At 59.6% G+C, this 15,469-nt stretch carries 14 protein-coding genes; 13 read left to right on the forward strand and 1 reads right to left on the reverse strand.

Annotated features, from left to right (window positions below; all coding sequences use genetic code 11):
• The first annotated feature begins 42 nt into the window (after positions 1 to 42).
• Entirely contained in the window at positions 43 to 1,179 is a 1,137-nt protein-coding gene (gene flhB / locus D7241_RS03710) for a flagellar biosynthesis protein FlhB (RefSeq protein ID WP_408100358.1), read from the forward strand.
• Positions 1,180 to 1,422: 243 nt separating this feature from the next.
• On the opposite strand, the gene sodC is transcribed toward flhB, so the two are convergent.
• Positions 1,423 to 1,944 (reverse strand): superoxide dismutase [Cu-Zn] SodC, encoded by a 522-nt coding sequence (gene sodC, locus D7241_RS03715; RefSeq protein WP_255980380.1) that lies wholly within the window; start codon positions 1,942 to 1,944, stop codon positions 1,423 to 1,425.
• A gap of 269 nt (positions 1,945 to 2,213) precedes the next feature.
• Between sodC and flhA the strand changes: the two genes are divergently transcribed.
• The 12 genes from flhA to D7241_RS03775 all read left to right on the forward strand — a co-directional run bounded on the left by flhA (position 2,214) and on the right by D7241_RS03775 (position 15,446).
• Entirely contained in the window at positions 2,214 to 4,334 is a 2,121-nt protein-coding gene (flhA, locus tag D7241_RS03720; protein WP_408100359.1) for a flagellar biosynthesis protein FlhA, read from the forward strand.
• Positions 4,335 to 4,349: 15 nt separating this feature from the next.
• A complete protein-coding gene (flhF, locus tag D7241_RS03725; protein ID WP_408100360.1) occupies positions 4,350 to 5,636 on the forward strand; it encodes a flagellar biosynthesis protein FlhF in 1,287 nt (428 codons plus the stop codon).
• Positions 5,637 to 5,727: 91 nt separating this feature from the next.
• Positions 5,728 to 6,555: a flagellar synthesis regulator FleN gene (gene fleN, locus D7241_RS03730; RefSeq protein ID WP_255980374.1), complete on the forward strand. Its 828-nt coding sequence runs from the start codon at positions 5,728 to 5,730 to the stop codon at positions 6,553 to 6,555.
• Between the two features lie 17 nt (positions 6,556 to 6,572).
• Positions 6,573 to 7,298: an RNA polymerase sigma factor FliA gene (gene fliA, locus D7241_RS03735; RefSeq protein WP_408100361.1), complete on the forward strand. Its 726-nt coding sequence runs from the start codon at positions 6,573 to 6,575 to the stop codon at positions 7,296 to 7,298.
• Positions 7,299 to 7,416: 118 nt separating this feature from the next.
• On the forward strand, positions 7,417 to 7,791 hold the full coding sequence (locus D7241_RS03740) for a chemotaxis response regulator CheY (protein WP_243604701.1): 375 nt from the start codon (positions 7,417 to 7,419) through the stop codon (positions 7,789 to 7,791).
• Between the two features lie 20 nt (positions 7,792 to 7,811).
• A complete protein-coding gene (locus tag D7241_RS03745; RefSeq protein WP_408100362.1) occupies positions 7,812 to 8,606 on the forward strand; it encodes a protein phosphatase CheZ in 795 nt (264 codons plus the stop codon).
• Between the two features lie 12 nt (positions 8,607 to 8,618).
• On the forward strand, positions 8,619 to 10,784 hold the full coding sequence (locus tag D7241_RS03750) for a chemotaxis protein CheA (protein ID WP_408100363.1): 2,166 nt from the start codon (positions 8,619 to 8,621) through the stop codon (positions 10,782 to 10,784).
• A gap of 48 nt (positions 10,785 to 10,832) precedes the next feature.
• A complete protein-coding gene (locus tag D7241_RS03755; RefSeq protein WP_255980364.1) occupies positions 10,833 to 11,933 on the forward strand; it encodes a chemotaxis response regulator protein-glutamate methylesterase in 1,101 nt (366 codons plus the stop codon).
• Entirely contained in the window at positions 11,933 to 12,673 is a 741-nt protein-coding gene (locus D7241_RS03760; RefSeq protein ID WP_255981045.1) for a flagellar motor protein, read from the forward strand. Before D7241_RS03755 ends, D7241_RS03760 begins: the two co-directional genes overlap by 1 nt.
• A gap of 151 nt (positions 12,674 to 12,824) precedes the next feature.
• A complete protein-coding gene (gene motD / locus D7241_RS03765) occupies positions 12,825 to 13,631 on the forward strand; it encodes a flagellar motor protein MotD (RefSeq protein WP_408100364.1) in 807 nt (268 codons plus the stop codon).
• Between the two features lie 112 nt (positions 13,632 to 13,743).
• Entirely contained in the window at positions 13,744 to 14,532 is a 789-nt protein-coding gene (locus D7241_RS03770; RefSeq protein ID WP_255980360.1) for a ParA family protein, read from the forward strand.
• Between the two features lie 86 nt (positions 14,533 to 14,618).
• Positions 14,619 to 15,446, forward strand: a complete 828-nt coding sequence (locus D7241_RS03775) for a CheW domain-containing protein (protein WP_408100365.1) — start codon at positions 14,619 to 14,621, stop codon at positions 15,444 to 15,446.
• Positions 15,447 to 15,469: the final 23 nt, after the last annotated feature.

Genomic DNA, 15,469 nt, shown 5'->3' on the forward strand with positions numbered 1-15,469 from the left:
TGCACTCGCCTTTGCCTTCTTTACAGCTTCGGGAGGCCTCGCATGGCTGAGAGCGAAAGCGGTGCCGATAAAAGCGAAGAACCCACGGAGAAACGTCTTCGTGAGTCTCGCGAGAAAGGTCAGCTTGCCCGTTCCCGCGAGCTGAATACCGTAGCGGTCACCCTGGGTGGGATCGGCGCTCTGCTGGCCTCCGGCGGCAGCCTGGCGGGCAGCCTGATGGCAATGATGCAGGGCAGTTTCGAACTCAGCCGGGAAACGCTGCTGGACGAAAATGCCATGGTGCGGCTGCTCATGAGCAGCGGCATGATCGCGCTCGAGGCCATCATGCCCTTGCTGATCGCGCTGCTGATCGTGTCCATCATCGGTCCGATTTCGCTCGGCGGCTGGCTGTTTTCGGGCAAGTCAATGGCGCCCAAGTTCAGCCGGATGAACCCCGGTTCCGGGTTGAAGCGGATGTTTTCTACCCATGCGCTGGTCGAGCTGCTGAAGGCGTTGGCCAAATTCATAGTGGTACTGCTGGTGGCGCTGGCGGTGCTGGGCGCTTATGAGGACGATTTGCTGTCGATCGCTAAGCAACCGCTGGATTTGGCGATCATGCACAGCGCTGAGGTCGTGGGCTGGTGCGCATTGTGGATGGCCTGCGGGCTTATTCTGATCGCGGCGGTGGATGTGCCGTTCCAGCTTTGGGACAACAAGCAGAAGCTGATGATGACCAAGCAGGAAGTGCGCGACGAATACAAGGACAGCGAGGGCAAACCCGAGGTTAAATCGCGGATTCGCCAGATGCAGCGCGAAATGGCCGAGCGCCGGATGATGCAGGCCGTGCCGGATGCCGATGTGGTCATTACCAACCCGACGCACTTTGCTGTGGCGCTGAAGTATGACGGTGACAAGGGTGGGGCGCCAATGCTGGTGGCCAAGGGTGGCGACTTCCTCGCGTTGAAGATTCGCGAGATCGCGCAGGAGCATCAGGTGACGGTTCTCGAATCACCTGCGCTGGCGCGGGCGGTTTACTACTCCACCGAGCTCGAGCAGGAAATTCCGGCGGGTCTTTACCTCGCGGTGGCGCAGGTACTGGCATATGTCTACCAGCTACGCCAGTACCGTTCTGGCAAGGGCAAGCGGCCTGATCCGCTGAGCAATCTGCCTATTCCGCCGGACTTGCGCCGGGATGAATAGCGAAAAACCGACAAAAAAAGTAGTAGCGTGGGCCGCGCGGCACTCCGCTTCAACCGCCGTGGCGGTATGCGAGCGTGATTTGGTGGGCTAAAGCCCACCCTACGTGGTCCGGAGCATGCCGCGAAACCGCCGCCGCGGCACGCCCTATAGTGTGGATTGGGCGGCGCTCCGCTGCTTTTTTGTAGGGTGGGCCTCGGCCCACCGTGGCCTGGACTATAGCCCTCGTCCAGCCTCCAGCCGCTCTTATTCGATGACCCCACACGCAACCCTTGCGCCTCCACCACCGAGCGGCTGTGGATGGTCGGAATGGTTGTCGCCGCCCTTGTGGACCATCAATGCCAGGCCCTTGATGTCGCCAAGACTTTTCAGGCGGGGCGCGAGGACCGGTTGGTTGGCCTTGCCTTCGTCGTCGACCATCAGTGCTGGGAGATCGCCCATATGGCCTTCGCCCCAGGGCTCGCCGTGTTTGCCGGTGTTCTTCGGGTCCCAGTGGCCTCCGGCGGCGCCCGCTGCGACGGCTTCGCCGTCTTTGTCTGCCGGTTCACAACTGCCTTTGGCATGAATGTGGAAACCATGAGCGCCGGAGTCCAGGCCGGACAGCGCGGGTCGGAATACCAGCCCGTACTGGCTGCTTTCGATCTTGACAGTGCCGACGGACTCGCCGATGCCTTGAGCTGTCACGGCCTTGACCGGCACGCTGAGGGTTTCGGCTTGTAAGCCCATGGCCGTGCAGCTGGCGAGTGCCGCAATGATCCACTGTTTCATGGCAAAACTCCTGTGAAGTGAAAAGAAGCGGAAATGCCGCTGGTAGCTGGCGCCGTCTCGGCCTCTGTGACCTCGGGCGGCGCTGCTAGGGGTGAGACTGTTCAGTCCCCGGTCGGTTCGAATACCGCTGGCCAGTGCAGCATCCATCTGGGCGGCAGGCGCTATCCAAGCCCCTCGCAGCAGTCTGGAACAAGTTGGACTCCTTCTTGCTATAGCCCCGGCAGGGCGCGCTTTGCGTCAATTCTTTGTTCTGCTTGCCGGGGTCTCCATTGGATCGCACGCAACTCATCAATATCCGCAATGGTCTGGCGGGCGCTGGCCGCGGCAATCTCGGCGTGCCGCTGCTGCTGCTCGTAATGCTGGGCATGATGATGCTGCCCGTGCCGGCATTCCTGCTGGACGTGCTGTTCACCTTCAACATCGCGTTGTCCATTGTCGTTCTGCTGGTTAGCGTTTACGCGTTGCGCCCGCTCGACTTCGCAGTGTTCCCGACGATTCTGCTCGTTGCGACGCTGATGCGTCTGGCGCTGAACGTTGCGTCCACTCGTGTGGTGCTGATTCATGGCCATGAAGGAGGTTCGGCAGCCGGTCATGTGATCGAAGCGTTCGGCAACGTAGTGATCGGCGGTAACTATGTAGTCGGCGTGGTGGTCTTTGCGATCTTGATGATCATCAACTTTGTGGTGGTCACCAAGGGTGCTGGGCGAATTTCCGAGGTCAGCGCCCGCTTCACCTTGGATGCCATGCCTGGCAAGCAGATGGCCATCGACGCCGATCTCAACGCTGGCTTGATCGACCAGAACGAAGCTAAAAAGCGTCGCGTCGAAGTTGCCTCTGAGGCTGATTTCTACGGTTCTATGGACGGTGCCAGCAAGTTCGTGCGTGGCGACGCCATCGCCGGTCTGCTGATTCTGTTCATCAATCTGCTCGGTGGTATGGGCATCGGTATGGCACAGCACGGCCTGAGCTTTGCCGAGGCAGCAGAGATCTACGCGTTGTTGACCATCGGTGACGGCTTGGTGGCTCAGATCCCCTCGCTGCTGCTGTCTACCGCGGCGGCGATCATGGTTACCCGTGTTACCAGCTCCGAGGACATGGGCCAGCAGGTCAACCGGCAGATGTTCGCCTCGCCCAAGGCGCTGGCCGTGTCAGCCGCAATCATGATCGCCATGGGCCTGGTGCCTGGCATGCCGCATATGTCGTTTCTCGGCCTGGGTGCGGTCGCTGCGGGCGGCGCCTACTGGATCTGGCATCGGCAGAAACAGGTCAAGCAACAGGCCGAGCAGGAAGTTCAAAAACAACAGGAAATGCTGCCAGCGCAGCGTGCGACAGAAACCAAGGAGCTTGGCTGGGATGATGTGACCCCGGTAGATATGGTCGGGCTTGAGGTGGGCTATCGGCTGATTCCACTGGTCGATCGCAACCAGGGTGGTCAGTTGCTGGCGCGGATCAAGGGCGTGCGCAAGAAGCTCTCGCAGGATCTTGGTTTCCTGATGCCCTCAGTGCATATCCGCGACAACCTCGACCTGCTGCCTAACGCCTACCGCTTGACGCTGATGGGTGTGAGTCTGGCCGAAGCCGAGGTCTATCCGGATCGCGAGTTGGCGATCAATCCGGGCCAGGTATTCGGCCCGCTCAACGGAATCGCCGCCAAGGACCCGGCATTCGGGCTGGAAGCGGTGTGGATCGAGGCCAGCCAGCGCGATCAGGCACAGTCGCTCGGCTACACCGTCGTCGATGCCAGTACTGTAGTCGCGACTCACCTGAACCAGGTGCTGCACAAACATGCTCACGAGTTGCTGGGGCATGAAGAGGTCCAGCAACTTATGCAACTGCTGGCCAAGAGTTCGCCGAAGCTTGCCGAAGAGCTGGTGCCTGGAATGATTTCGTTGTCGACGCTACTCAAGGTGTTGCAGGCGTTGCTGCAGGAACAGGTTCCGGTTCGCGATATCCGCACCATCGCCGAGGCTATCGCTAACGTCGCCGCAAAGAGTCAAGATCCCGCCATGATGGTGGCTGCGGTGCGGGTCGCGCTCTCGCGTGCAATCGTGCAAAACGTTGTGGGGCTTGAGCCGCAGCTACCTGTCATCACGCTTGAGCCAAGGTTGGAACAGATATTGCTCAATAGTCTACAGAAGGCTGGTCAAGGTTCCGAAGATGGCATTCTTCTGGAGCCGGGAATGGCCGAAAAGTTGCAACGTTCCCTGGTAGAGGCGGCACAGCGTCAAGAAATGTTGGGTAAGCCGGCGATTCTGCTGGTGGCAGGTCCGGTCCGCGCGATGCTGTCGCGGTTCGCCCGGCTGGCAGTACCGAACATTCACGTCCTGGCCTATCAGGAAATACCGGACAACAAGCAAGTCACCATCGTTTCAACGGTGGGTCAGAATTAACCGAGGGTACAGGCCATGCAGGTCAAACGTTTCTTCGCAGCCGACATGCGTATCGCCATGAAGATGATTCGTGACGAGCTGGGCGCTGATGCCGTGATCACGGGTAATCGTCGTGTCGCTGGCGGCGTCGAGTTGACCGCTGTGCTTGATTACCCGATGGAGTCGGCAGCGCCCAAGCAGCCGAATCCGGCGCTCGAGGCGGAACTGCGCAAAACGCAGGCGCGCATCGCCAATGCTCACGCTGAGCTGAGCTCGCCTTCACGCACTCAGGCGGGTAAAGACCGTCAACTGCTTGACGAGAAGCCAGAGGCTGCCGTTCAGCCGGCACCGATTTCCAGCGCCGCGGCTGCGTCGTTAGATTCGCGTGCGGTCGAAGCCATGCATTCGGAGCTGCAAGGTCTGCGTGAACTGATCGAAGTGCAGCTTGGCTCGATTGCCTGGGGACATGAGCAGAGTCGCCGTCCGCAACAGGCCAGTCTCTGGCGCCGCCTGCAACGGATCGGCCTGCCGGCCGAACTGTCGCGCGCGTTGCTGGAGAAGGTTGCTACCGTGTCCGAGCCACGCCAGGCCTGGCGCATGTTGCTGGCGTACCTGGCGCAGGCGATCAAGGTCAGCAAGGTCGAGCCGCTGGAAGAGGGCGGCATCATCGCGCTGGTTGGCCCGGCTGGCGCCGGCAAGACCACCACGCTGGCAAAGCTCGCCGCGCGCTACGTGCTCAAACACGGCGCGCAGAGCATTGCCCTGGCGAGCATGGACAACTACCGCATCGGTGCACAGGAGCAGTTGAAGACCCTTGGTCGCATCCTCGATGTACCGGTCATTCAGATAGACCCCAGCCAGCCGCTGAGCAAGACGCTGGAGCCGTTGGCCCGCAAGCGCCTGATTCTCGTCGATACCGCCGGTTTGCCTGCGGGCGACCCGATGATGCGTATGCAGCTCGAAGCGCTGGCTGATCGTGGTATCAAATCGAAGAATTATCTGGTGCTGCCGGCAACCAGTCAGAGCCAGGTGCTCAAAGCGACATGGCATAACTATCGCCGCTGTGGGCTGGCTGGCTGCATTCTGACTAAACTGGATGAGGCGGGAAGCCTGGGTGATGTGCTTGGTCTCACGATCAGCCAGCATTTGCCCATCGCGTACCTCGCCGATGGGCCGCGCATCCCAGATGATCTGCATCTGCCGCGCAGCCATCAGCTGGTCAGCCGTGCGGTAAGCCTGCAGTCCGAAGAGACTCCCAGCGAAGAGACCATGGCCGATATGTTCTCCGGGCTGTACAACGGTTCTTCACGGAAGGTCGGATGAACGCTTTGCTCCGTGACACAGACAAAGAAGACGCGTTCGGGCTGAACGCATCGATGGCCTCAGGGCCCCAGCAAGATATAGGCGTTTGAAAATGGGTATTCATCCCGTACAGGTTATTGCCGTGACTGGCGGCAAGGGTGGCGTCGGCAAGACCAATGTGTCGGTCAATCTGGCGCTGGCGCTGGCCGACCTCGGTCGCCGGGTGGTGTTGCTTGATGCCGACCTTGGGCTGGCCAATGTCGACGTGCTGCTAGGGTTGGCTACCAAGCGCACGTTGGCCGACGTCATTGCTGGCGAATGCGATCTGCGTGATGTGCTGATTCAGGGGCCGGGCGGCATTCGCATAGTGCCCGCGGCTTCGGGAACCCAGAGCATGGTGCAGCTATCCACGTTGCAGCACTCCGGGCTGATACAGGCGTTTAGCGACATTGGTCACGATATCGACGTGCTGATTATCGACACCGCAGCGGGTATTGGCGATGGCGTCGTGAGTTTCGTTCGCGCCGCGCAGGAAGTGCTGCTAGTCGTGACTGACGAGCCGACGTCCATTACCGATGCCTATGCGTTGATCAAGCTGCTCAATCGCGACTACGGCATCAGTCGCTTTCGTGTGCTGGCTAACATGGCACACGCTCCGCAGGAAGGCCGGAACCTGTTCGCCAAGCTGACCAAAGTGACCGAGCGGTTCCTCGACGTGGCGCTGCAGTACGTCGGCGCGATTCCTTACGACGAGGCGGTGCGCAAGGCAGTACAGAAACAACGTGCCGTCTACGAGGCCTATCCGCGAGCTAAGTGTTCGCTGGCGTTCAAGGCCATCGCGCAGAAGATCGATACCTGGCCGCTGCCGGCAACGCCGCGGGGCCATCTGGAGTTCTTTGTGGAGCGCCTTGTCAGGCCCGCCACAGAGCCTAACGACTGACAGTGGCTGGACTCGGTATGTATTACAACAAAGCTCAGGCAAAAGACTCGCAGTATCAGCTCATCGATCAATACGCACCGTTAGTCAAACGCATCGCTTATCACCTCCTGGCGCGTTTGCCGGCGAGTGTGCAGGTGGATGACCTGATGCAGGCGGGCATGATCGGTCTACTGGAGGCGTCAAAAAAATACGATTCCGGCAAAGGCGCGAGCTTCGAGACTTACGCTGGAATTCGCATTCGTGGCGCGATGCTCGACGAGGTCCGTAAGGGCGACTGGGCACCGCGTTCGGTTCACCGTAACTCGCGCATGGTCAGCGAAGCGATTCGGGCAATTGAAGCCAAAACAGGCCGCGACGCTAAAGATCAAGAAGTTGCGGCCGAACTTAAATTGAGTCTCGATGAGTACTACGGCATTCTGGGCGACACCTTGGGTAGTCGCTTGTTCAGCTTCGATGATTTACTTCAGGAAGGCGAACATGGGGAATTTGGGGAGGATGCCGCCAGTGCGCATCCGGAGCCGTCCCGGGATCTTGAAGACGAGCGTTTTCAACAGGCGCTGGCCGAGGCCATCGGAAACCTGCCCGAACGTGAAAAGCTGGTGCTTTCGTTGTATTACGACGAAGAGTTGAATCTGAAGGAGATCGGCCAGGTGTTGGGCGTCAGCGAATCACGGGTGAGCCAGTTGCATAGTCAGTGCGCGGCGCGCCTGCGTGCTCGCCTTGGTGAGTGGCGCGCCCGTTAACGGCCGGTTCGCAAAAAAAGCATTAGAGGCCCTTACGAGCTTCATTCATGAGGCCCGCAACAGACCGTGAGCAGGTTCTGGGGATTTCGGGATTACGGAGGTGTACTTGGACAAGAACATGAAAATTCTCATCGTCGATGACTTCTCGACCATGAGACGGATCATTAAGAATCTGCTGCGCGATCTGGGCTTCACCAATACCGCTGAGGCGGATGACGGCACGACCGCGCTGCCCATGTTAAAGAGCGGGAGTTTCGACTTCCTCGTCACCGATTGGAACATGCCCGGGATGAGCGGCATCGATCTGCTTCGAGCTGTGCGCGCCGACGATCGCCTGAAGCACCTTCCGGTGTTGATGGTCACCGCCGAAGCGAAGCGCGACCAGATTATCGAGGCCGCGCAGGCAGGCGTAAACGGTTATGTGGTCAAGCCATTCACGGCTCAAGTGCTCAAAGAAAAGATTGAAAAAATCTTCGAGCGCGTCAACGGCTGAAGTAACGCCGCGAGGGCACTATGACGCAAGCAGAACAAAGCCTGGCAGAGTTCGAAGCGACTCTGAGGGCTCATGCACCTCAGCTGATCGAAAGTCTGCAGCAGGGCCGCTTCGATGAAGCGGCGCAGATGTTCAATGAGCTCAACCAGGCCCGTAGTCACGGGCTCTATCAGGAAGTCGGCAAGCTCACCCGCGAGCTGCATAACGCCATCGTAAAGCTGGAGATGGATACGTGCGCCACTGGCGGTGACCCGTCACCGATCACTGACGCTACCGACCGGCTTTCGTATGTCGTGGAAATGACCGAGAAAGCGGCCAATCGCACTATGGATCTGGTCGAAGAGTCAGCGCCTTTAGTGAACTACGTAAGCTATGAAGCCCAGAGCCTGACCGCTGATTGGCAGCGCTTCATGCGCCGTGACATGAATGCCGAGCAGTTCCGCGATCTGGTCAAGCGCATCGATCAATTCCTCCAGCGCACCATGAACGATGGCAGTCAGCTGTCGCAAAATCTCAGCGAAATAATGCTGGCCCAGGATTTTCAGGACCTGACAGGCCAGGTGATCAAGCGGGTAACCCGTCTGATCAGTGAACTCGAAAGCAGCCTGCTCAATCTCGTGCTGATGGCTGGCCAGGTTGATCGTGTGGCCGGCATTCAACATGACCGCGAAGCCATGCGTGCCGAGCAAGAAAAGAAAAAACAAGAAAAAGAGCCTTCCAACGGTGAAGGTCCGCAGATGCATGCCGATATACGTGAGGATGTCGTATCCGGGCAGGACGATGTCGACGATCTGCTTTCGAGCCTGGGCTTTTAGGGGAAGGTGAATATGAGCTTCGACGCCGATGAAGAAATCCTCCAGGACTTCCTGGTAGAGGCCGGCGAGATTCTCGAACTATTGTCAGAGCAGTTGGTGGAGCTGGAAAGCAGCCCCGATGACACCGCGCTGCTCAATGCGATTTTTCGCGGTTTCCATACGGTAAAAGGTGGTGCGGGCTTCCTCCAACTGCATGAGCTGGTTGAGTGCTGCCACATTGCCGAAAACGTCTTCGACATCCTGCGCAAGGGTGAGCGTCGCGTCGACTCGGAATTGATGGACGTCGTGCTGCAGGCACTGGACGCCGTCAACGAAATGTTTACCCAAGTGCGTGAGCGCACCGAGGTCACGCCAGCCACCCCCGAGCTGCTCGCCGCGCTGTCGCGTCTGGCTGAACCTGCCGGAGCGGAAGTTCCGGTTGCCGAGCCCGCTGCGGTTGAACCGGAGCCGGAAACCTCGACGGCAGATAACGAATTCGAGCAATTTCTCGGCGCTCTGGATGATTCCACTGGCGCTCTGCCCGCGAGTGCCGGTGACGAAATCACTGACGAAGAATTCGAATCGCTGCTGGATCAGCTTCATGGTGTCGGCCAGTTCGCAGCAGAGCCCAGTGCCGTACCGGCCGCTCAGACGCCTGTCGCACCCGCCAGTGACGAGATTACCGACGACGAATTTGAAGCGTTGCTGGATCAGTTACACGGCAAGGGTCAGTTCGTCGAGCCGGCTGCAGCAGCGCCTGTCGCTGATGCCTCGCCTGCCACGGTGGGTGGCAATGAAATTACCGATGATGAATTCGAAGCGCTGCTGGATCAGCTTCACGGTAAAGGCAAGTTCGAGCCGGAAGCGGCGACTTCAGCCGTAGCAGCAGCGCCTGTTGCCACGCCGGTCGCCAAGAAAGATGCTCCAGCAAAGCCGGCGGCGGCACCCGCGCCGAGCAAGATCGCTGCGGCACCAGCGAAGACGGAGGTTGCGCCAAAAGCCGCCGCTGTGTCCGAGAAGCCGGCGAGCGAAGCTGAAACAACCGTGCGGGTCGATACTGCGCGGCTCGATGAAATCATGAACATGGTCGGCGAGCTGGTGCTGGTGCGTAACCGTCTGGTGCGCCTGGGCTCCAATAGCGGCGACGAAGCGATGGCCAAAGCCGTATCCAACCTGGATGTGGTGACGGCCGATCTGCAGAGCGCCGTAATGAAGACGCGCATGCAGCCAATCAAGAAGGTCTTCGGCCGTTTCCCGCGGTTGGTTCGCGATTTGGCGCGTAGCCTGAAGAAAGAGATCAATCTTGAGCTGGTCGGCGAAGAAACCGATCTGGACAAGAATCTCGTGGAAGCGCTGGCCGACCCGCTGGTGCACTTGGTGCGCAACGCCGTCGATCACGGTATCGAGACGCCGGAAGAACGCGAAGCAGCAGGCAAGCCTCGGACGGGCCGCGTGGTGTTGTCGGCTGAGCAGGAGGGTGACCATATCCTCTTGATGATCACCGACGACGGCAAGGGTATGGACGCGGAAATTTTGCGTGCCAAGGCGGTAGAAAAGGGTCTGCTGGACAAGGATGCTGCCGATCGCTTGAGCGATCTGGAAAGCTACAACCTTATTTTCGCGCCGGGTTTCTCCACCAAATCGGAGATTTCCGATGTGTCCGGCCGCGGCGTCGGCATGGACGTGGTCAAGACCAAGATTTCCCAGCTCAACGGCACGGTCAATGTATTCTCGAACAAAGGCCAGGGCTCGCGAGTAGTGATCAAGGTACCGCTGACGCTGGCGATCATGCCGACTCTGATGGTGATGCTCGGCAACCAGGCGTTCGCTTTCCCGCTGGTGAGCGTCAACGAAATATTCCACCTCGACTTGTCCCGCACCAACGTGGTCGATGGTCAGGAAGTAGTGATCGTGCGCGACAAGGCGCTGCCGTTGTTCTATCTCAAGCGCTGGCTGGTGCGAGGCGCGGAACACGAAGAACAGCGCGAGGGGCACGTGGTGATTCTGAGCGTTGGCAACCAGAGCATCGGCTTCGTCGTCGATCAACTGGTGGGACAGGAGGAGGTGGTGATCAAGCCGCTGGGCAAGATGCTGCAGGGCACTCCCGGCATGTCTGGCGCGACAATCACTGGCGATGGTCGTATCGCCCTGATCCTCGATGTTCCGAGCATGCTCAAGCGTTACGCGCGCCGGATCTGATCCGCTGGCAGTGGTCCTGATCGGACCGCTGCTGCTAGGAGTTGTTTTATGGCAGTCAAGGTCTTGGTGGTGGACGATTCCGGCTTTTTCCGCCGCCGAGTATCGGAAATCCTCTCTTCAGATCCGAACATCCAGGTGATCGGCACTGCCACCAATGGGCGTGAGGCGATCGATCAGGCGCTGGCGTTGAAGCCCGACGTCATTACCATGGATTACGAGATGCCGATGATGGACGGCATCACCGCCGTACGGCAGATCATGCAGCGTTGCCCAACTCCCGTTCTGATGTTTTCTTCGCTTACCCACGAAGGCGCGCGAGTGACGCTCGATGCGTTGGATGCCGGGGCTGTGGACTTTCTGCCGAAGAACTTCGAGGATATTTCTCGCAATCCGAACAAGGTCAAACAACTGCTATGCGAGAAGATCAACACGATTTCGCGTAGCAATCGTCGTTTCAGTGCTTATTCCAGCGTTCCGGCTGCCGTAGCTCCAGCAGCTCGTCAAGCAGCCGCTCCGGCGGGGTTGGCATCAACGGCGCCACGCGCTGCGGTGCCGACGCCAACACACGCATCACCGCCGCGCCGCAAATCGTATCGGCTGGTTGCTATCGGCACATCCACGGGAGGTCCGGTGGCGCTTCAGCGCGTGCTGACCCAACTTCCCGCCAGCTTTTCGACACCTATCGTTCTGATTCAGCACATGCCTGCAGCGTTCACCAAGGCGTTCGCCGAGCGGCTGGACAAGCTCTGCAATATCCGCGTCAAGGAAGCCGAAGATGGCGACCTGCTGCGCCCTGGTCTTGCGTTGTTGGCGCCCGGCGGCAAGCAGATGATGATCGACGGGCGCGGCGCGGTGCGCATTCTGCCAGGTGACGAGCGACTCAATTACCGGCCTTGTGTGGACGTCACGTTCGGCTCCGCTGCCAAGGCATTCAATGACAAGGTACTGGCGGTCGTGCTGACCGGCATGGGTGCCGATGGCCGCGAAGGCGCGCGCATGCTCAAGCAATGCGGCAGTCAGGTATGGGCGCAGGATGAGGCCAGCTGTGTCATCTACGGCATGCCGATGGCGGTGGTGAAGGCCAACCTCAGCGACGCGATCTATGGCCTTGACGAGATCGGTCATCACCTGAGCGAGGCGTGCATCTGATGGATGTGCTCAGCCTCATCGGGCTGGTTCTCGCGTTCGTCGCTATCGTCGGGGGTAATTTTCTCGAGGGCGGTCACGTCTCGGCGTTGGTTAACGGGCCAGCCGCCTTGATCGTGCTAGGCGGTACGCTCGGCGCCGTGTTGTTGCAGACGCCGATGCCGGTGTTCATGCGTGCAATGTCGATCATCGGCTGGATCTTTTTTCCGCCGCGCGTGGATATGGCCCGTGGCATCAGCCTGGTCACTGGCTGGAGCGCCACGGCGCGCAAGGAGGGACTGCTGGGTCTCGAGCCGATCGCTGAAGCCGAGCCTGATCCCTACGCTCGCAAAGGCTTGCAGCTGCTGGTCGATGGTGCTGAGCCAGAGGTGATCCGCAGTATTCTCGAGGTGGATCTGTATACCCAGGAAACCCGCGATATCCGTGCGGCAAAAGTGTTCGAAAGCATGGGTGGCTACTCGCCTACGGTGGGCATCATCGGTGCTGTGATGGGGTTGATTCACGTGATGGGCAACCTTGCCGATCCCAGCCAGCTGGGCAATGGCATCGCCGTTGCGTTCGTCGCGACCATTTACGGCGTGGCCTTCGCCAACCTGCTGGTATTGCCGATCGGCAACAAACTCAAGAGCGTGGTGCAGAAGCAGACCGCCTACCGCGAGATGCTGCTCGAAGGCGTCCTGTCGATAGCCGAAGGGGAAAACCCCCGTTCGATCGAAATGAAGCTGCAAGGCTTCATGGATTGAGAGGCCGAAGGCCGACAGCGAATCCTTGCGCTGCGGACACGGGAAACGAACATGGCATCCACTGAAATAATCATCATCCGCCAAAACGTCGCCGCCTCGCGTGGGTGTCATGTGGTGACTGATCGCTCGCTCGCGCCGGGAGTTATCTAATATGCCTCGGCGCAGATCCCATGAAGAGCCCGAGAACCACGAACGCTGGCTGGTTTCCTACGCAGATTTCATCACGCTGCTGTTCGCTTTCTTCGTCGTGATGTATTCGATCTCCTCGCTCAACGAGGGCAAGTACAAGATTCTTTCCGATTCGCTGGTGGGCGTCTTCAATCAACCAGATCGCGCGGTCAAGCCAATCCCCATCGGTGAAGAGCGGCCGCATACAACGCAACCGGACGTATCTCAGATCGACGAGCCGTTGCAGTCGTCGCAGAACTCGGTCGATCCGCTGGAAAGCATCATGCAAAGCATGCGTGAGGCCTTTGCCGATTTGATCGACTCGAACCAACTCACCGTACGGGGCAACGAGCTCTGGGTCGAGATCGAGTTGAACTCGAGTCTGCTGTTTCCAAGTGGTGATGCCTTGCCCAACGATCGCGCGTTCGATTTGCTGGAAAAGGTCGCCAGGATTCTGGCACCGTTCGGTAACCCGATTCATGTGGAAGGCTTTACTGACAACCTGCCGATCAGCACGGACAAATTCCCGACCAACTGGGAGCTTTCCGCTGCCCGTGCCGGCAGTGTCGTGCGGATGCTGGCTGCCGGTGGGGTGGATCCGTCGCGATTGGCCGCGGTCGGTTACGGTGAGTTTCAGCCTATCGCGGACAACTCGACCGCAGAGGGCCGGGCGCGCAACCGCCGGGTTATTCTGGTCATCTCGCGTAATCTGGATGTGCGCCGTAGCGTAAGCGGTGTTGGAAGCGGCAATGCTCGCGCTGCTGAAGTCGCGCCACAGTCTGGCACATAAAGTGCAATCGCTTCCGATCGTTAGGTGCCGTTAGCGGTGTCGTCAATTCCCCGTCGTCGGCCGAGCTGACGCGGCAGTTCCCGGTCTGGTTCGATCCGGATGGATGAGAGTTATGAGAGTCTGGGCTGTAGCCAATCAAAAAGGCGGAGTGGGTAAGACCACCACCTCCATCGCGCTTGCCGGACTGCTGGCCGATTCTGGCAAGCGGGTTGTGACACTGGATCTCGATCCCCATGGGTCGATGACAAGCTATTTCGGTCATGATCCGGATAACCTCGATCGCAGCGTCTTCGACCTATTCCAACATCAGGGATCCGTTCCTGAGGGCTTGCCCTGGCAACTGTTGCTGCCAACGAGCCACGAGCGTATTTCGCTGCTGCCGTCGAGCACCGTGCTGGCAACTCTGGAGCGCCAGTCGCCTGGGCAGAACGGCCTCGGCCTGGTAATCGCCAAGAGCCTGTCGCAACTGTGGCAGGATTTCGATTACGCCATTATCGACAGCCCGCCGCTGCTGGGTGTGCTCATGGTCAACGCGCTGGCGGCCAGTCAGCAGTTGGTCATTCCGGTCCAAACCGAATTTCTGGCTTTGAAAGGGCTGGAACGAATGGTCAGCACGCTTGGCATGATCAACCGGTCGCGCAGGCAGGCATTGCCTTACACCATTGTGCCGACCATGTTCGACAGGCGCACCCAGGCATCGATGAATACCTTGAAGGTTCTGCGTAACGGGTATCAGGCGAATCTCTGGCAGGCCTTCATTCCCATCGACACGCGCTTGCGCGATGCCAGTCTCGCCGGCGTCACGCCTTCGCAGCATGACCCAAACAGCCGCGCGGTACTTGCCTATCGCGCGCTGCTCAAGGCGCTACTGGCTGCACAAACATCCCCACAGGTCGCCTGAATGTCGACATACGGGCTCGATTGCGGTTCAAGTTCACCGCGGTTGCGGCCGATAGCCTATCCAGTTGGTTCGCACGAGTTGGTTTCATGAGCCGTACCGTTCTTAAAGAAAGCCGATCGCAACAAACGCTGCAGTCCTATCTCGACGCGCTCTTGCAGGATGCGGTCATGGAGTTGACCGAATCGGTAAGTCACGACGAATTCCAGGCGGCGGTGCTCGAAGAGCAACAGCGGGACGTCCAGCGGGTGGTTCCGCTGCGGCAGGTCAAGCCAGAGCCTGAAACCTTGAGGGTAGTGGTGCCGCTGGCTGCCGAGCCGGAAATGTTGCTCGAATTGGAGCCCGAATTTCCCGCACCGATGGCCCCGGTATTGGTCGAGCCAGTCGCGAATTTGGAGCAACAGGTTCAGCTGCCCGGTGGGCCGTCGAAGCCTCAGAGCGGTCAGCCTCAATGGGGCGAGGAACCGTTCGAATGTCTGTTATTCGATGTCGCCGGCCTGACCCTGGCGGTGCCGTTGGTCAGCCTTGGCTCGATCTATCCGCTTGCCGGGCAGGATCTGACGCCGCTGTTCGGCCAGCCCGATTGGTTTCTCGGCATATTGCCGAGCCAGGCCGGGAACCTGAAGGTGCTGGATACGGCGCGCTGGGTAATGGCTGATCGATATCGCGAAGATTTTCGCGAGGGACTGCAATACGTGATATCGGTGCAGGGCTATGAATGGGGGCTGGCGGTGCATCAGGTCAGCCGCTCGATTCGCCTGGATCCGCGGGAAGTCAAATGGCGCTCGCAGCGCATCCAGCGGCCTTGGCTGGCCGGGACGGTGATCGATCATATGTGTGCGTTGGTGGACGTGGCTGCACTTGCCGAGCTGATCGCCAGTGGGGCGACCCGCCATCTCAAGGGCGTCCCGTCGTAAATGAACTACAAACCAAGGGTGCG

Origin of the sequence: Stutzerimonas sp. VN223-3 (assembly GCF_045999685.1) — a bacterium.
Taxonomy (GTDB): Bacteria; Pseudomonadota; Gammaproteobacteria; order Pseudomonadales; family Pseudomonadaceae; genus Stutzerimonas; species Stutzerimonas stutzeri_AR.